Source organism: Shewanella sp. SP1S1-7, assembly GCF_031932105.1.
Classification (GTDB): Bacteria; Pseudomonadota; Gammaproteobacteria; order Enterobacterales; family Shewanellaceae; genus Shewanella; species Shewanella baltica.
Genome location: NZ_JAUOEU010000013.1, coordinates 1 through 18,686 on the forward strand (window position 1 = coordinate 1; position 18,686 = coordinate 18,686).

The window sequence follows — 18,686 nt, forward strand, 5'->3', positions numbered from 1 at the left end:
TTAGCGTCGCGGCACCTGCACTGTGCTGGTGAGCCCGCACTATCGAGCCATCAATAAAGACCCATTCTATATCAGCAAGGTTGGCTAAGGCCTTGAATAAATGTGCTAGAACGCCTTTTTTAGACCATAAATGAAACCGTCTAAAGACCGTGCTCCAATGACCGAACTCTTTAGGTAAATCTCGCCAAGGGATGCCTGTTCTAAGCCGGTAAAGAATACCTTCGAATGTTTGTCTATGTTCAGGTTTGTCATAAACACGGCCTGTGCTTTTCATTAAATGAAATAGCTTTTCCCAGCGTGCATCGGTTAGCATAAGTCTTGGCATGGCTTGAGGTTATGGTTACTTTTGGCGAAGCAAATTATAACGTCTTGCCATGCTGTCTAAAAATCACTCTCGAAAGATCAACAGACCCTAGTCTTTAGATCGAATAAGTGGGGACAGCCATATCTTTTGTGCTTTGTCCCCTCTTCTACTAGTCTTTAAATTATCTTCACCTTGTCTGTTTGGAGCGAGTGATGACCTCGGCCAGAAGAATGCTTATCGATGCTAATACAACCCCCTTCTATCATGTGATTAATCGCTGTGTCAGAAAGGCTTTTTTGTGTGGTGAAGATAAACTCACTGGGCGCAGTTATGAGCATCGACGTGGCTGGATTGTCGATAAAATCAAAGCCTTGTCTGCGATATTTTGTATTGATATTTGCGCTTATGCGGTGATGAGCAATCACTATCATTTAGTGCTTAAAATAGATGTCGACAAGGCTAAATCGTTAACGCAAAAAGATATTATCAGTCGCTGGTGCCAAATCACTAAAGGCCATGCCATTGCCACTAAGTATATGAATGGTGATGTATTAATCGATGGTGAACGCATGTTACTCGATGCCTTAATTGCCGAATGGCATGAGCGTTTATCCAGCATATCTTGGTTTATGCGCTGCCTAAATGAAGAGATTGCCCGTAAAGCAAACCGAGAAGATGAGTGCAAAGGCGCCTTCTGGGAAGGTCGTTTTAAATCCCAAGCACTGTTAGATGAGCAAGCATTACTGGCATGTATGATGTACGTTGATTTAAATCCTATTCGAGCTGGCATTGCCGATTCTTTGCAATCCTCTGATTTTACATCGATTCAAGAACGTCTGAATGCACTTTCCCCTAACAGCCTTACACCACTGTCAACCCAATCCCCTGTAGATAACACTCAACCATTACCTCATAAATCCCTTGCAAAATTTGATGGTGCAAAACATCTCCATCAGCAAACGGGTATCCCCTTCCATTTTGCCGATTATCTTGAACTTATCGATTGGACTGGCCGCGCGATTCGCCATGATAAAAAGGGCTTTATCGATAATCAGCGACCAAAACTGCTCAATGAGTTAGAGATTGCATCAGATGCTTGGCTCAGCTCTGCTAAAGAGTTTCGCCGACAGTACAGTAGCATCAGTGGTCGTTGGGATGCGATGTGTGCTTTTAAACTTCAGCAAGGTGGTAAATGGTGTAGGGGAAAATCGAGTAGCGAAGCTCTGCATCCAAATCAACCTTTAGGGTGAACGAGCCGTTTCCCCACTCTTTATCTGCGGTTAAATTTCGATACTAACTTCCTTTGCGCTTGCCGCTTAATAGCCAAAAATCCACTCATGGGTGCCACTCTTTTAACTTAGCCATGCCCAAAAACCTCGCTCAGTTCTGCTAAATCAAAGAATTTATCGCGAGAAGAGTAAATTTAAAACCTTTATAAACAATAGATTAAATCGGAAGGTAAGCAGAAGGTATCTTTTCTTTGCGAAGAATAAAGTCATCATCAGAAAAGCGCTTAGCGCAGATGACATTAGGTTCACGGAGAATGATAACAATGACAAGCTCACCTACACAGACTCGCTCACAACATCCATTATCACTTGTGGGTAAAGGCAATGGTTCACAGTGCACTGCGCAGCAAGGCTTGGTAGAACCCTCGTTGCCGTTAACCTTCTTCGAACATGCCTCGATTGAAACGATTCAACAGTTTATTCAGCATCTGACCGAGCCGGTGATTATCGTCAATGCCCAAGGTTACATTTACTTTAGCAATAGCAAAGGTGCTGACTTACTGACATGCCCGCAGGCCAGTTTGAAGGGACAAGATTGGCGCAACTTTTTGACCGAGCACCATCAAGCTCGCTACGACAATCTGCTGAGCAATGATATTAAGCTAGGCAAAAACTGCGGCATTCCAGTGCAGCACTGCGCCGAAGAAATCACCCTCATTACCGCCTCAGGCAAAGCAAAAGATGTCGAACTCTCCATTTCCTACATCCCCAGCCATGAACCTCTGTTCGTGATGATGATGCACGATTTAACGCAGCACAAAGCGGAGAATCAAAAGCTACGTAAATTGGCCGCCACGGATTCACTGACAGGGCTGGCGAACCGCCGATACTTCGACGAAATGCTACATCACTATTGGGAAGAATGCACAGGTAAGCTGCGCCCTATCAGCGTGGTGATTATCGATGTGGATTATTTCAAAGTGTTCAACGACCAATTCGGCCATATCCAAGGCGACGAATGCCTACGTAAGATTGCCAAAGTGATCGCTGACATAGTGCCAATAGACATTGGCCTGGCAGCGCGTTACGGCGGTGAAGAATTCGCGCTAATTCTGCCAAGCCACAATGCCAAAATGGCACTGACGATTGCCCAAAAAGTGCAGCAAGGGATTAATGAACTGCGCTTTACTGAGCAAGGCCTGCGCGATTATGTCTCTGTGAGCGCGAGCCAAGGAATTGCGAGTGAAATCAATGGCCAATTCCGTACCTCACTCGCCATGCTGTGCGCCGCCGATACCGCATTGTATCGCGCCAAAGCCGATGGCCGTGACAGGATCAATACATCGCTTTAATACCTATTAATTGGCGACTTGTTTGCCCGCAACTGATTTACCCAAAACTGATTTACCCAAAACATAGTTATCCGCGACTTAGTTACCCGCGATGGATTAACCACGGGATGAATTACCCCAGTTGCGCTTTAGCGCACAGAGGTAAAACACGCAAAGCACACGAAAGGACGCACGAATATGAATAAGCTTGAGGCATCAAGAAATATACGGGCAGTGATTGAAAAAAGCTTACCCGTGAGCACGTCACCCCTTGCCATATTTACTTACCAGTGTTGGGTTAAAACCAGCGCGGGTGGGCGTGTGTTCCATTATAAAACCGATCGAGAAGATACCTATTTCGCCGTGGACATTAATTCACTGGGGCATATTGAATGCGTGATTAATACCACCTTGCTGCGGGTTGAGGCAATTTCAACCTTAGGTGGACTCAACGATGGCCAGTGGCACTTATTGTCTATCTGCCATGAATACCATGAAATCAATTGTTATGTGGATGGTGAAATTACCCATACACAACTCAATAATCTGTCACTGGTTGCTGACAATGAGTTTTTAATTGAAAACGTGTCATTACCCAATCACCGCGACACTCATTTCGATGGTGAAATATTTGGCATAACTTTACTTAATCGATTATTAACCCGAACCGAAATCGTCGACTATTATCGTAATCCGGCGCAACAAAAATCGATTACCGAAAATAACCTTTACATTTATCAGCATCATGATGTATATAATTTTCGTGATGAAAACGTTATCCCACTTCAAAGACAAAAAGTGCTGCTGGTCATATTTAATGATACTGAATATCAATTCATAAAAACCACCGCGGATAGCAACGCCTATAATCAACAACTGCCTAAGATTATTCCGCCCCACGAACGCCGAGCCTATATTATTGAGTGTGACTATAACACTTGGCCTAATTTTAATTATGTCGTTAATTACGCGGCGAGCAACCAAGCAGATATCACTCTCAATATCGAAGTATTTAAATCGCTGACGGCCTATCGTTCGAATATTAAAGTGACCGTCGCGAATGAACTCGAACGGGATTGTTTGATTATGCAATCGACCGAAGAAGAATTAAGTGCAGAAGTGCGGATCAGTGAAAACTTAGTGATCACTCAAGCCAAAAACTTTGTTAATTTCATCAATGAAGTTCGCGCACACATTCCGGCCGACAATATTATTACCGCTGGCCATTATTATAGCGAACAGCAATTCTCGGTCAGCACGGGTAAGCAAATGATAGCCTACCAACAGGCTTGCCAGCTGTTCAACCGCAGGTTACAAAAAAAACCACTGGCGATCATCAAATGCACTTCCACTGAAGAAGTCAAAATCGCCTATAAAGCAGCCATCGATTATAACTTGCCGATCAGCGTGCGCTCGGGTGGGAATGATCACGAAGGTGAAAGCACTGAAACCAATACCATAGTGTTGGATCTGCTGAAGATGGATAGCCTCACTTTAGATCCCATCACAGGTATTGCGGCCATTGGCCCAGGCAATCGCTTTATCAATCTCACCACTGCCCTTGCAAAAAAAGGCGTGATGATCCCCCATGGCACCAGTGGCAACGTTGCCTTAGCGGGATTTATTATGGGCGGCGGCTCAGGACCTTGGACCCGCAAATACGGCATGTGCTGCGAATCCCTATTACAGGCAGAAATTGTCCTTGGCATTGGTGAAACCCAAGTCGTCTCGGTTGCCAATAAACCTGAGTTACTCTGGGCGCTCAAGGGTGGCGGCGGATTAAGTTACGGCATAGTGACCCGCTTTTTTGTACAAACCTTTCCACTACCGCCTTGCCTGCTCAAGTTTGAATTAGAGTGGAATTGCTATGATAAACAAACCCAAGAACTCATTGAGCACACCCCAACCAAAGACATTTTACAGCGCTGGGAAGCCATCATTAATGCCGACAGCACAGGCTGTTTGATTGGTACCAATCTCAAGATAAATGCCAAACATTTACCCGCAGAACAACACAAAACGCCTGACATAGACACTGAGTCGATTAAGCATAACTGCTTGATGTATGGCTTTTGGGAAGGCAATTCCGCCAGTCTGAATCACTTTATCCAGACACAATTTAATGAGTTTGACCTAGTGCCCAATGAAATTCGCATCGAGGGGATGGGCGGACTCACCAAAGCCTACGGTGAAAACTTAATGGCCAATTGGGAAAGGGAATCTTTTCATCATCTGCAAGCTGACTTACAAGGCATAAGCCGCTCACCTAATCCAACCGATGTGGATGAACCCGCGCCCCATAAAGTCACCTCGCGCTTAGTGAATCAAACGGGCCTGAGGGACGGTTATAAGCCACTGCTTGAAAGCTTAACCTCTCGCTATGTGCTTGAAGGTAATCGCCAATTGGGGCTATTTACCTATGTTACCCTTGGCGCTATAACTGGTGATTATTATCGCACTATGGGCGAAGAGCAAAAGAGTCGCAGCGCCTTCCCCTACAAGGACAGACAATACACGATTCAATATCAAACTTGGTGGAATAACGCCCTGCAAGAGAAACAACAATTGCAGGATAGCCAAGTGTTTACTCGCATTAATCGTGCGCTCGATTGGATTGATGCCAGCCGAAATTATGACATCCCCAACACCTCAGGCGCTTTTATCAGTTTCAAAGATAAGGCCATTCCAACAGATGTGTACTTTGACCACAATTACGCTGCGTTAAAACGGATTAAGGCGGCCTACAGCCAAGATAGCTTTAACCATTTCCGCTCACGTAAAAGCATTATCTAAGTTAATACATCGGCATAGCCTAGGGTGAGTTTTTAAGGCAAAATCGACGCCGTCCACAGGACGGTGTCGCCCCTTAAATTCTTCAGTTACAGGTTGCCTATGCCAAGCTCAGCTTTAGCTATCATTTTTGCCCTATTGGCGGCCATTCTTATGGGCACAATAGGTGTATTAGCGCGCTTTGCCGCCCTGCCAGCCGAACACATTACCTTCTACCGCTTACTGCTCGGAGCCCTATTTCTATTGGCTTATATGCTGCTTACAGGCAAAGGACAGCAAATTCGCCATAGACCGAGTAAACGTAACTTAGTGAATGGCGCTATGCTCGCGGGTTTTATGGCGTTTTACATTGAAGCCATTCAGTACACCCAAATGGCCAATGTAATCATGATTATTTACTTAGCCCCTGTGGTGTCGGCTATTTTCGCCCATTATTTCTTTGCCGAAAAACTCACCCGCTTAAGCATGGCAAGCGTGGTCGTCGCGCTGGTGGGCTTTATGTTAATGATCCCAACAGGGCCGCAGCAATCGAGCGAACATACTGAATTACTAGGCTATTTTTATGCCCTACTCGCCCTATTAACCTACAGTGGGTTTATGTTAATCAACCGAAAACCGAGTCTGAGTTCGCCCTACCAGAGCACTTTAGTGCAGCTTTGTGTCGGCGCTTTATGTCTGCTGCCCTTAGTGATAAATGCACCGCTGACGCCAAGTTTGCCGCAAATTGTTTGGTTGATCGCGATTGGATTCTTCCCCGGATTTTTAGCAATATTACTGGCGGTAAAAGCCCTGCGGCAATTGCCAGCAGCCACCTTTGGCACCCTCGCCTATGTGGAACCTGTTATCGTAGTGACGCTGGCATGGTGGATATTTGGTGAAAGCTTGAGCCCAATGCAATTAAGCGGTGTCGGCTTGATTATTCTGGCCGGCATTAGCCAAGGCTTTATCAGTCAGCGCAAAGTGCGGGTTGCGAGCGAGTAACCCACAGGACAGTCGCCGACACGACTTTAAACAACAGAACTTTAACTAACAGAACTTTTACCAACAGAAGCCAAGTAGCTGAAATAATGTGAAGAAAATAGTGTAAGCTCGACAGAGGATTGATTCACTCAAGATATGCGACTAAGACTTAAGATCAGGAGGTCAAATTGAGAAAGCTACTGTTAGTCATTAGTATATTTTTGCTCAGCGGTTGTTTAGGCATGCCTAAGTTGGTTCAACCCGTTAATGATTTTGAGCTGAATAAATACTTAGGTAAATGGTACGAAATTGCGCGCTTAGATCATTCATTCGAAAGAGGCTTAAGCCAAGTTAGCGCAGAATATAGCCTCAGAGACGATGGCGGTGTGATGGTCATTAACCGTGGATTCTCAGCGGCTAAAAACGAATGGAAAGAAGCCGAAGGTAAGGCCTATTTTGTCAATGGGGACTCAGAAGGCTATTTGAAAGTCTCCTTCTTTGGGCCATTTTATGGATCGTATGTGGTCTTCGAATTAGATCATGAAAACTATCAATACGCTTTTATATCGGGGCCCGACACGGGTTATTTGTGGCTACTGGCTAAAACCCCGACTGTGCCACCCGAGGTATTGCAAAAGTTTGTTGAAATGTCTAAAGCCCGCGGTTTTGATACCGACAGTTTGATTTATGTGCAGCAAGAGTCTGCGCAATAACGAGCATCGCTAATGCACTAGAATCAAGTGCATAAAAAGCTAATCGCTAGATAATAGACAGAAAATGCATACAAAAACGCCGCAATACATTGCGGCGTTTTTATTGATGCTACATTTAGATGCATGCATTTACTCATGCAACTAAAGTGCGAATAACCTTAGACTTCGATGCCTTTACTGGCAAGGAACTCATCGTAAGTGCCTCTGAAGTCATTCACGCCTGTGTGAGTCACTTCAAGGATACGGTTTGCCAGCGACGATACGAATGCACGGTCATGACTCACGAAAATCAAGGTGCCTTCATACATTTCCAGCGCGTTGTTCAATGATTCGATCGATTCCATATCCATGTGGTTGGTCGGTTCGTCGAGCACTAAAATGTTGGCTTTTTGCATGATGAGCTTGCCGAATAACATACGGCCTTTCTCACCACCAGACAGCACTTTGACTGACTTTTTAATGTCGTCAGAGCCAAACAACATACGGCCTAAAATGCCACGTACCGATTGGTCGTCATCTTCTGGTTTGCGCCATTGGCTCATCCACTCGAACAAGGTCATATCGTTAGCGAAATCAGACTCATGATCCTGTGCATAGTAACCAATGTTGGCGTTTTCAGACCATTGGATAGTACCTGCATCCTGCGGGATATCGTGGATCAGGGTACGTAACAGGGTCGTTTTACCGATACCGTTTTCACCCAGTACCGCAATGCGCTCGCCCACTTCAACAATCAAGTCTAAGTCTTTAAATAGTGGCTTATCGTAACCTTTAGTTAGGTTTTCAATCACTAAAGCATTACGGAACAGTTTCTTTTCTTGCTCGAAACGAATGAAGGGGTTCACACGGCTAGAGGCTTTCACTTCGTCTAACTTAATCTTGTCGATTTGACGGGCACGAGAGGTGGCTTGTTTCGCCTTAGACGCGTTAGCCGAGAAGCGTGCTACGAAGGTTTGCAGCTCAGAGATCTGGGCTTTTTTCTTCGCATTATCAGACAATAAACGCTCGCGAGCTTGAGTCGCCGCTTGCATATATTCGTCGTAGTTACCAGGGTAAACGCGCAGTTCGCCGTAGTCTAAGTCAGCCATGTGCGTACAGACTGAGTTTAAGAAATATCTATCATGGGAAATAATAACCATAGTACTGCTACGTTGGTTCAACATGTCTTGTAACCAACGGATAGTGTCGATGTCCAAGTTGTTGGTAGGTTCGTCGAGCAGCAGCACGTCTGGATCAGAGAACAGGGCTTGCGCTAACAATACACGCAGTTTTAAACCCGGGGCGATTTCAGACATCAAACCAAAATGGCTTTCAATACCGATACCTACACCTAACAGTAATTCACCGGCGCGAGATTCGGCGGTATAACCGTCCATCTCAGCAAAATCCATTTCTAGGTTGGCAACGGCAATACCATCTTCTTCACTCATTTCAGGCAAAGAATAAATACGGTCGCGTTCTTGTTTTACCTTCCACAGTTCGCGGTGGCCCATGATCACAGTATCGATCAGGTTGAATTCCTCATAACCGAACTGGTTCTGGCTTAGTTTACCCAGACGCTCATTCACATCTAACGAAACGTTACCGCTGCTAGGGTCTAGATCACCACACAGGATCTTCATGAAGGTCGATTTACCACAGCCATTTGCGCCGATAAGACCGTAACGGTTACCACCGCCAAATTTAACTGAGATGTTTTCAAACAGTGGCTTAGCGCCGAACTGCATGGTGATATTTGCTGTTGTGATCAAAATGAACTTCCAAATCGAGTAATGTTGGCCGAGCCAGCTGGCGCCGCTTAAGTAAGCATAAACCAAATAACGCTATGCCGAAGGGGTAAAAATAAACGTGGCACTATAGCAGTTTGGGCTAAATTATCAACTACCAAGGCTAATCTAAAGCCAGAGTAAGTGCCGAAATCGCCGCACTATGCCAGCGTGAGAAGCATAATTAATTTTATCCTATTGGCTTAGCTTTCAATGTATTCGAACAGAATGACAATCTGATGACCCTTAGCGTTGCAAAGCTTGCCAACGCTAAGGGCTTATGTGAATAGTAAAGACTACAACTTCTGCCGTCTTAAGCGGTTGGCGTTCGTCACCACAGTGAGTGAAGACAAGGCCATGGCAGCACCTGCGATCACAGGGCTTAATAACATGCCCGTAAGTGGATAAAGCACGCCCGCCGCAACCGGAATACCCAAACTGTTATACACAAAGGCGCCGAACAGATTCTGCTTAATATTGGTAATCGTCGCCCGCGATAATGCCAATAAGTTAGCAATCACTATCAACTGCTGCGACAACAAGGTGATATCCGCACTTTCAATCGCCACCTCAGTGCCCGATCCCATAGCAATCCCCACATCGGCGCTCATCAGGGCGGGCGCATCGTTAATGCCATCCCCAACCATAGCCACCACATGCCCTTGTTTTTGCAAATCCAGCACATGCTGTTGTTTTTGCTCTGGCAGTACGCCAGCAATCACTTCGGTGATGCCCACTTGGTCGGCCACTGCCTGCGCCGTTTGTGGGTTATCCCCCGTTAACAGCACGACGCGAATCCCCCTTTGCAGCATGGCCGCGATGGCGTCTTTAGCATCGGGTTTAATCGGATCGGCAAGCGCGATAGTGGCCACTAGCTTGCCCGCTTTGGCGACATAAATCGGGGTTTTACCTTGATTTGCAAAGCTTAATGTCGCTTTGGGATCTAAGGCACTACCATCAAAATTTACAATCTCCAAAGCTGTCATCAAGGCGAGATTACCAATCGCCAGCGATACGCCATCGACCTTGCCCTCAATCCCCTTACCTTGATGGTTCGTAAATGCCTGTGTGTCGGGTAATTGTGACAGGGATCCCTTGGCATAACTGACAATCGCCCCCGCTAAAGGATGCTCAGAGTGCTGCTCAAGGCTCGCTATCTCGCCCAGCAAAGTTTCCTTATCGGCATCACTCAGCGTTTGCACTAAATTAAAATCAGTGACTTGCGGCTTGCCTAAGGTGACAGTGCCGGTTTTATCCAGCACCACACAATCGACTTTACTGGCGGTTTGCAAGGCCTCACCATTTTTGACTAACACGCCCATTTGGGCGGCGCGGCCAACGGCCACCATAATAGACATAGGTGTCGCCAGCCCCAGCGCACAGGGACACGCTATGATAAGCACACTCGTCAGCACCACTAACGCATGGCTTAAGGCGGGTGCTGGCCCCACAAAATACCAAATTGCCGCTGCCAACAGCGCTATCGCCACCACAGTCGGGACAAATACCGCTGAGATTCTGTCAGCCAATCGACCTATGGGCAATTTTGACGTTTGTGCCTGTTGCACCAGTGCAATGATTTTGGCGAGTTTGGTATCTTCTTGCCCAGCCGTCACTCGGTAAACTAAGCTGCCGTTGCCATTGACTGTGCCCGCGCTCAGACTATCTCCCCGATTTTTAAGCACAGGAATAGGCTCACCAGTGAGCATGGCTTCATCGAGTAGGGATTGCCCTGTTTCGACCTCACCATCGAGGGCAACTCGGTCACCGGGGCGCAAACGCAGCTTATCGCCCAGTTTCAACTGACTTATCTCAACCTTTTCATCGCCTTTATCTGTGATCCGAATCGCAGTGGTGGATTGCAATCCAAGTAATCGCTGCACCGCTTCGCTGGTTTTGCCCCGCGCTTTGAGTTCGAGTCCATGACCTAAGTTAATCAAACCTAGAATCATCACACTCGCCTCAAAGTACACATGGCGGGTATCCATAGGGAATGCGCTCGGCATAATGACCACCAGCATGGAATAAGCCCATGCCGTACTAGTGCCCAGCACAATCAGCGTATCCATGTTAGTGGTTTTGGCTTTGAGCGCCCGCCACATGCCTTGGTAGAAATGTCCGCCCGTGGTGACAAGCAAGGCCAAGGTGACCAGTCCCATAATGCCCCAGCCAAGCTGCATCGCTGGACTGTTGATCATCATCTCGCCGCCCAATAATCCCCACATCATCATAGGCACGCCCACAACAAGCGCCGCTATGGCTTGGCGCATCCGCAGCCGATACTCAGTGGCATCTTCTAGGCGTTTTTCTTCGGCGGCGACTTTTGCATCCACCACTACCTGCGCCGGATAACCTGCTTTTTCCATCACAGTTAAGGCGGTATCGGCGCTCATCTTGCCTTCTACCGTCACTTGTTTATCGGCGAGATTAACACGCGCTTCGACGCCCGCTTGGGCGGCAAACGCCTTTTCAATTTTCGCGACGCAGCCAGCGCAATTCATATTGGCGACATAGAGTCTGGTCATAGACATGGGAGATCCCTCACTTGATGTTTTACACTATAGGTCTAAGATAAAGTCTCCCATTGCGGGAGAGTCAAGGATGAATTTGCTCAATGTGATCACATCGACAATTAATTGCTGGGCGAAAAACCATTCAGTTGCTCAAAGAAGAGGTCAAGATGAAGATAGGCGAAGTGGCGAAACAAACGGGCTTGAGTGTTAAGAGTATCCGTTATTACCATGATATTGGCTTAGTGTGCGGCGAGCGCAATGAGGCGGGTTATCGGGTTTATCGCCATCAAGATATTGAAGCGCTTAAGTTTGTGCATCAATGTCGCGACTTAGGTTTTAGCCTAGAAGATTGCAAATCCTTGCTTGGCCTTAAGGGCAATGAAAGCCGTAATGCCGAAGATGTTAAACAACTTACCCGTACTCACCTTGCCTATGTCGAAGAGCAAATCAATAAGCTGCAACAGCTTAGGGCGCAATTACAGCACATGGTGACCCAATGCCAAGGCGGCGATCAGCCTCACTGCGCGATTATCGATAGCCTAAGCCATGAGGACCACGAAACTGACATAGACAAATCCCAAAAAGACCAAAGCCTGCAAGATGCAGGCTCTGAGTGTTGTCGTAAAGCCAGTCGTACTAGCAACGGCTGAGAGTCATAACGGGAAATACTGCGTTATTGATTGCGGACTAAGGTCGGCTTTAACGCCGCAGCATTATCCAGCACCAATGTTGCCAGCTTACCCGCAGGGGTGAAGTTAAACACTTGCCCATAAAATGCGAGTTCGGTCTCTAATCCTGCGGCCCTGTGTTCTGGCTTCCAACCGCCGTGTGGCTCATCTTGATAGGCGATATAAGCCGTTGGCACACCTCTGACTTTTAACGCCTCATAAATTTTTCGCGACTGCTGTGGTGGCACAATTTGATCCCGCAGACCTTGAAAAATTAACAAGGGCTCATTCAAGCCTTCAAGATGATACAGCGGCGACAGCTCCCTATAGCGGGCTTGATTATTCGCATAAGGCCCAATGAGTTGATCTAAATACCCAGTCTCAAACTTATGGGTACTCTTGGCTAGCTGTTCAAAATCACTGATCCCCGCGTAACTGACACCCGCTTGAAACACATCATAAAAAGCCAAGGACGACATCACAGTTAACCCGCCTGCGCTTACGCCTCGAATCGCCAGTTTTTGTCCATCAACCCAACCTTTATCAACCAAATAACGGGCCGCATTGACCGCATCTTCCACATCTGCCTGGCCCCATTTTCCGTAAATACTCTGACGATAGGCGCGGCCAAAACCACTGCTACCGCGAAAATTAACATCGAGCACCGCAAAGCCACGGCTGGTCCAAAATTGAATGTCACTGCGATAAGCCAGACTCGCCCGCGCCGTTGGGCCGCCGTGCAACATCACTATCAGCGGCGGGCGGGTATCATGGGGCGCTGTATAGTTGGGGTTAACCGGCCCATAAAAATAACCGTAGGCTTGCTGGTTAACGCCGGTTTTAAAGGTAATATTTTTTGCCCGGGAAATATAATTGGGATCAAGCTTTGGTAAGTTAGGCGTATACACCAACTCAGTACCACGGCCGATGACTTTATAAATACCTTTCTCTGGCGTTGCCTTAGCGCCAACAAAATAGACGGCATCTTCGCCCCTGATCACTTGGGTGATTTCGCCGAAATCCACGGCTAAGGACTCGGTCAAACCCGAATCCAAATGCAGCCGAATTAACGCCGCCTGACTGCCAAGCATATAACTGGCAATGATGGTTTTTTCGGATTCGAAGGCGTAGTTGTGATTGCCTAAATACCAATCTGCCACGGCAAACTCGGCTTTTTTGTTCAGCACTGGGGCTAAGGTATTTTGTGCCGTGACTCGATAGATATTCCACCAGTTACTGATATCCGACACGACATATAATTGTCCATCAGGGCTGAATAATGGCTGCGTCACGGAAGAATCCGTAGGCGTGTTGACCTTACGAATATTGTGCAGTTGCCCTTTGCGGTCGAGATCGCCAAGCCAGAGAATACTGTTATCCCATGGCATATAGGGATGTTCCCACGTGATCCACGCCAGTTGGCTGTTATCGGGCGAGATGGCAGGCGAAGAAATAAAATCATGCCCCGAGACAAAGGTATCGCCTTCACCAGCAAAGTTAAGATTGATTGTTACTAGACTCGCCTTGGGCTCACCGGGCTGGCGATGATCCTCGCGCACACAGATAATCCGCGACCCTTTAGGATAAGCGATACAGTCGGCATGGCGGGTGCCATTAGGCGTTAACGGCAGGGGTGGTTGATTAGGGGCGAAACGATAAAACAGTTGATCCTGTGCCTTAGTGGCAAACAAACTCTGGCCTATCCCTAAAAAGGCGGCGCCGCCGTATTCATGAACGGCGGATTTAACATTAAAGCTTGGCGGCACGACGTCGGCGATATTGCCCTGTTTATCGAGACGCTTAATCCCTACTTGGCCTTGCTTATCACCATCGGATTCAGAGAAATAAATCGCCCCATCTACGCTTTGTAACTCGGCGACATTATCGGCCTGTTCAAATACATCATTTGCCGATAAGGGAGACAGCCAACTGCCATAGGGCGCAACAATACGCTCACCATTATCACTAAGATGCGGTGTTTCTTTGTTCGAGCGCTCACAAGCCTCCAAACAAAACAAACTCCCTAGCACCCATAAATATCCATGTAACTTCATTGTTTCTCCCCAATGTTTGCCAACAGCACAAACCGAAACAAAATAGGAACTTGCAGAAATTGGTTATTTTTTAAATTTTTTTAAGAACCAATTTACCACTTGCACTTGCTGTACTTGCGTTAAGCCAAAATAAATACACACCCAAGGTGAGATAAGGAAAAACCACGGGATCACGGCCACAGAGCGACCACTGAAGAGCAGAAAAAAGAACCCGCAATAGATCACAATCAACCCTAGGACACCCACGATTAACATCATGCGCTTAGTGATTTTCTCAAGCCAGAGGGCTTTATCCTGCCAAGACATCCGGATGTTAAGCTCCATTACATGCGACAAACATGTATGTAAAGTTATGTAAAAAAACTGGAGGGCGATTGTTGAAGGTTAACAACTAAATGTCAACTCCAACAGTGAAATCTAAATAAATCCAAAGACTGAGTTCAAAATGCCATTATGTTTCTTTACGCAATAAAAAACCGAGCCTCAGCTCGGTTTTTATGAATATCAATAAGATATCGTCATTACAGACGGATACCACCATCGATTTCGAACACACGACCATTTACATAGTCGTTCTCAATAATAAAGCGTACGGTAGAAGCTATCTCGTCGGCATGACCAAGGCGTCCTACTGGCACTAGCTTCTCTAAACGCTCCAGCGCCTCAGGTTTCATTGCCGCCGTCATCTCAGTAGCGATAACGCCCGGTGCAACCGCTGCGCTACGGATATTGTAACGTGCTAATTCCTTCGCCCAGCCAACAGACATGGCCGCGACGCCCGCTTTGGAGGCGGCATAGTTTGACTGACCCATGTTACCCGCTTTCGCTAGGCTAGAGATGTTGACAATCACGCCCGCTTGACCGGATTCAATCATGGCCGCTGCCGCTTCACGACCGCAAAGGAAGCTGCCCGTCAAGTTCACATTGATCACAGATTGGAATTGCTCATAAGACATACGGTCGGTGACTTTGCCGTCTTTGGCTTTGACTAACAGGCCATCACGCAGAATGCCGGCGTTGTTCACTAACACGTTCACTTGGCCAAAATCTTCGAGAATATAGGCAAAACCTGCCACGACGTCTTCTTCGTCGGTAATGTCTAAGGCATAACCTTGGACTTCAGTGTCCGATCCAAGCTCAGCACAGGCTCGCTCGAGTTTTTCTTGGTCCACGTCGATAAGCGCTATCTTAGCACCCGCCTGCGCAAAATTTTGCGCCATTGCCAGACCTAAGCCACCCGCGCCGCCAGTAATGACGACAACCTTATCTTTTAAATCCATCTGGTTATCCCTTGTTAACTATGTCTATTTTTTAAGTTGTGCAAATTGTTCAAAAATACTGGAAAAATCTCGGCGGCCGTTGCCTTGTCTTGCATGATTCACATACAAGCTGCGGGCTAAAGCGCCCATTGGCGTGCTGGAGTTGCTCAATAATGCGGCTTCTTGGGACAGACCGAGATCTTTAACCATCAAATCTACCATAAAGCCGCCCTGATAGCCCTTAGAAGAAGGTACAGTCTCCATCACACCTGGACATGGATTGTACTTTTCGAGGGTCCAGTTACCACCACTGCTGACCTTCATAATGTCGGACAAGACTTTGGGATCAAGACCATGGTCAATGCCCATTTGCAATGCCTCTGAAGTGCCGACCATCAACACAGATAACAGCATGTTATTGCAGATTTTAGCGACTTGTCCCGCACCTGGGCCACCGGCGTGGAATATGTTCACCCCCATAGCTTTCAATACTGGCTGACCCCGCTCAAATGCGCTATCGGAACCACCACAAATAAAGGTTAAAGTGCCCGCCGCCGCGCCTGCAGTGCCGCCAGAAACCGGTGCATCCATAAACTCTATGCCGCTTTTAGCCGCTTCGGCCGCCACTAATTGCGCGCTTTGCGCATCTATGGTCGAGCAATCGATCAGTAAAGTATCACCCGCAACGACCTCGAGCAGGCCTTTGTCTGTGCCATTGCCTAAATATAAATTTTTCACATGCTTACCCGCAGGCAGCATAGTGATCACCACATTAGCACCCGCCGCCGCGCCGCAAGCCGTACTAGAAACAAAAGCCCCTTGCTCGACAAGGCTGTGCATGGCTTCTGGGACTAAATCAAATACACGAACCGTCATGCCCGCTTTTAATAAATTGGCTGCCATTGGGCCGCCCATATTACCTAAACCGATAAATGCTACTGTACTCATGCTGTCACTCCTGTGTGCTGTTCTCTTTTTAGTGTAGTGATACTGCTAGTCTGTTGATTATGCTTTCGTTATCACAGAGTAAAGCGAGCTTGGCTGAGCCTATACACTCAGCACTATTCAAGTCTGCGTTAATCAAGTCAACGCTTAGCCAACTCTATGCACAATTAACTCAACGCTTAGCTCAGTTGGCTAAAGGGATGCGCCTCGCCCCAAGGGGAAGTCAATATTTGCTCAAGTACAGCGGTAGGCACAGAGTTAACATCCTTAAAGCGCCACTGGGGTTGTCTGTCTTTATCAATCAAGAGTGCGCGAACCCCTTCGCAGAAATCACCATGGGCACACACGTTAACGCTGGCGGTTAATTCCCATTTAAAACATTCAGCTAAGCTTAACTTAGTACCAAGTTGTGATTGGATATTAACCAGATGCCAGCTGATAGGACTGCCTGCAAGGAAAGTGTCGCGCGCCTTCATTAACCAAGCATCTTCCGAGGCTAACGTCGACATACGCGTAACGATATCCTCCAAGCTGCCCGCCATCAGTCGATCGATATTATCTTGGCTGTCCGCCAATACACTTTCGCCCTTCGGGATATCCACTTGATTAGATAACTCGTTGATCATGCTATCTAAGCGTTGATGATTGAGCGCCGGTGTATCGCTCCAATCTAAGGTGGCCATGGCATCGAACATCAGTTCTTTGTCGTCACGGTTCAAGTAATGATCCGCAAGGCCCACATAACAGGCATCGGCAGCATTGAGTTGATAGGCAGTGAGCCCTAAAAACAGTCCCATTTTGCCCTGCATACGATTAAGGAAATAACTGCCGCCCACATCGGGGTAAAGGCCAATCGTCACTTCAGGCATAGCAATGCGCGAAGATTCGGTGACAACTCTGTGGCTCGCGCCCGCCATCAAACCGAGCCCGCCGCCCATCACAATCCCATCGCCCCACACCAACACAGGTTTGCCAAAGGTATGCAGTAGATAATCGAGGCGATATTCCTCTTCGAAGAAAACCTTCGCCTCCTCAGTCACTTGTCCCTTCGCGGCAATGGATGCATGGTATAAAGCGCGCACATCCCCCCCCGCACAAAATGCCTTTTCACCGCTGCCATCTAACACGATACAAGCGATAAGCGAGTCTTTCTTCCATAGATTGAGCTGCGCCGTCATAGCGCGCACCATGTCTAAATCTAAGGCGTTGAGGGCTTTTTCCACATTGAGTGTCACCACCCCAATCAACTTACCGGACGCGGTGGTTAAGGTTTGAAAAACCACGTTTTGCGTGGTCGTGGCCTGATTTACGATATCTACTACATTAGTCATTAGCGGTTCTTCCAATCAGCTTTACGTTTGCCCAAAAACGCATTCACGCCTTCGGCCTGATCTTCGGTATCAAATAACCCGACAAATAATTCACGCTCAATCGGCAGCGCTTGGCTACGCGCCATAGTGCGGCCCGCTTGAATGAGTGTCTTGCACGCTGTGACGCTGCTTGGGCTTTGGTTAGCGACTTTGACGGCCAACGCGATTGCCGCATTGAGCGCTTCGCCTGTTTCGACCACTTCTTCAACTAAACGCAGATTCAATGCCTGAGTCGCATCGACGCGCTCACCGCATAAAATCATCCGCTTAGCCCAGCCTTCACCAACTAATGCGGTCAGATTCTGAGTGCCACCTGCGCAAGGTAATAAACCCACGGTCGCTTCAGGCAATGCCATCACAGCTTGGATTTCGGCAATGCGAATATCACAGGCCAGTGCGACTTCTAAGCCGCCGCCCATGGCATAACCGTTAATCGCGGCAATCGATACACCGCGAAATTGACTTAAGGTTTCAAAGGCTTCACCGAAGTGCTTTGCCATCGTCGCCGCATTGCCTTTGTCGCCGTCGCTAAACAGCTTTAAATCGGCACCGGCGGAGAAGAACTTTTGCCCTTGGCCCGTTAACACTAAGGCGTAAATTTCTTTATTCGCGTTCAGCTCAAGCACTTTGGCTTTGAGCGCCTGCAAACTCTCGGCGGTCCAAGTATTTGCCGGTGGATTATTCATCGTCAGAATGGCCGTATGGCCTTCGATACGTTCTACTAAATATTCCATCTGTATAGACTCCTTTTATGTTATCGCCAACCGATAAGTCACACTTATTG

The 18,686-nt window shown here is 47.4% G+C and carries 14 protein-coding genes and 1 pseudogene; 6 read left to right on the forward strand and 9 right to left on the reverse strand.

The annotated features are described in order from the left end of the window. Positions 1-325, reverse strand: a pseudogene (locus Q4Q49_RS11670) (IS5-like element ISSod6 family transposase); the annotation flags it as partial. Between the two features lie 191 nt (positions 326-516). Here Q4Q49_RS11670 and Q4Q49_RS11675 point away from each other — a divergent pair. The 5 genes from Q4Q49_RS11675 (at position 517) to Q4Q49_RS11695 (ending at position 7,327) form a co-directional block, all read left to right on the forward strand. Beyond that, positions 517-1,554, forward strand: a complete 1,038-nt coding sequence (locus Q4Q49_RS11675; protein WP_311999422.1) for a transposase — start codon at positions 517-519, stop codon at positions 1,552-1,554. Positions 1,555-1,856: 302 nt separating this feature from the next. Then, on the forward strand, positions 1,857-2,885 hold the full coding sequence (locus tag Q4Q49_RS11680; protein ID WP_259544137.1) for a diguanylate cyclase: 1,029 nt from the start codon (positions 1,857-1,859) through the stop codon (positions 2,883-2,885). 177 nt (positions 2,886-3,062) lie between these two features. Continuing rightward, positions 3,063-5,657, forward strand: coding sequence for an FAD-binding protein (locus tag Q4Q49_RS11685; protein ID WP_311999423.1), 2,595 nt, complete (start codon positions 3,063-3,065; stop codon positions 5,655-5,657). A gap of 99 nt (positions 5,658-5,756) precedes the next feature. Then, a complete protein-coding gene (locus Q4Q49_RS11690; protein ID WP_311999424.1) occupies positions 5,757-6,635 on the forward strand; it encodes an EamA family transporter in 879 nt (292 codons plus the stop codon). Between the two features lie 167 nt (positions 6,636-6,802). After that, positions 6,803-7,327, forward strand: a complete 525-nt coding sequence (locus tag Q4Q49_RS11695) for a lipocalin family protein (protein WP_311999425.1) — start codon at positions 6,803-6,805, stop codon at positions 7,325-7,327. A 158-nt stretch (positions 7,328-7,485) separates the two neighbouring features. Here the strand turns inward: Q4Q49_RS11695 and Q4Q49_RS11700 are convergent, their stop codons facing one another. Beyond that, positions 7,486-9,078, reverse strand: coding sequence for an ABC-F family ATPase (locus tag Q4Q49_RS11700; RefSeq protein WP_106651801.1), 1,593 nt, complete (start codon positions 9,076-9,078; stop codon positions 7,486-7,488). A 311-nt stretch (positions 9,079-9,389) separates the two neighbouring features. Then, a complete protein-coding gene (locus Q4Q49_RS11705) occupies positions 9,390-11,624 on the reverse strand; it encodes a heavy metal translocating P-type ATPase (protein ID WP_311999426.1) in 2,235 nt (744 codons plus the stop codon). Between the two features lie 149 nt (positions 11,625-11,773). Here Q4Q49_RS11705 and Q4Q49_RS11710 point away from each other — a divergent pair, with 149 nt between their 5' ends. Beyond that, on the forward strand, positions 11,774-12,256 hold the full coding sequence (locus Q4Q49_RS11710; protein ID WP_259520962.1) for a MerR family DNA-binding protein: 483 nt from the start codon (positions 11,774-11,776) through the stop codon (positions 12,254-12,256). Positions 12,257-12,279: 23 nt separating this feature from the next. Here Q4Q49_RS11710 and Q4Q49_RS11715 read toward each other — a convergent pair whose 3' ends face one another. The 6 genes from Q4Q49_RS11715 to Q4Q49_RS11740 form a co-directional block, all read right to left on the reverse strand. Continuing rightward, positions 12,280-14,328, reverse strand: a complete 2,049-nt coding sequence (locus Q4Q49_RS11715; RefSeq protein WP_311999427.1) for a prolyl oligopeptidase family serine peptidase — start codon at positions 14,326-14,328, stop codon at positions 12,280-12,282. Between the two features lie 63 nt (positions 14,329-14,391). Beyond that, entirely contained in the window at positions 14,392-14,634 is a 243-nt protein-coding gene (locus tag Q4Q49_RS11720) for a hypothetical protein (protein WP_006081033.1), read from the reverse strand. Positions 14,635-14,849: 215 nt separating this feature from the next. After that, positions 14,850-15,608, reverse strand: a complete 759-nt coding sequence (locus Q4Q49_RS11725) for an SDR family oxidoreductase (protein ID WP_006081032.1) — start codon at positions 15,606-15,608, stop codon at positions 14,850-14,852. A 24-nt stretch (positions 15,609-15,632) separates the two neighbouring features. Then, a complete protein-coding gene (gene mmsB / locus Q4Q49_RS11730) occupies positions 15,633-16,535 on the reverse strand; it encodes a 3-hydroxyisobutyrate dehydrogenase (RefSeq protein ID WP_311999428.1) in 903 nt (300 codons plus the stop codon). Between the two features lie 176 nt (positions 16,536-16,711). Beyond that, positions 16,712-17,863 carry an enoyl-CoA hydratase/isomerase family protein gene (locus Q4Q49_RS11735; RefSeq protein WP_311999429.1) on the reverse strand — a complete coding sequence of 384 codons (1,152 nt, stop codon included), beginning with the start codon at positions 17,861-17,863 and terminating at the stop codon, positions 16,712-16,714. Beyond that, positions 17,863-18,636 carry an enoyl-CoA hydratase gene (locus Q4Q49_RS11740; protein WP_006081029.1) on the reverse strand — a complete coding sequence of 258 codons (774 nt, stop codon included), beginning with the start codon at positions 18,634-18,636 and terminating at the stop codon, positions 17,863-17,865. The genes Q4Q49_RS11735 and Q4Q49_RS11740 overlap by 1 nt, the downstream gene beginning before the upstream one ends. Positions 18,637-18,686: the final 50 nt, after the last annotated feature.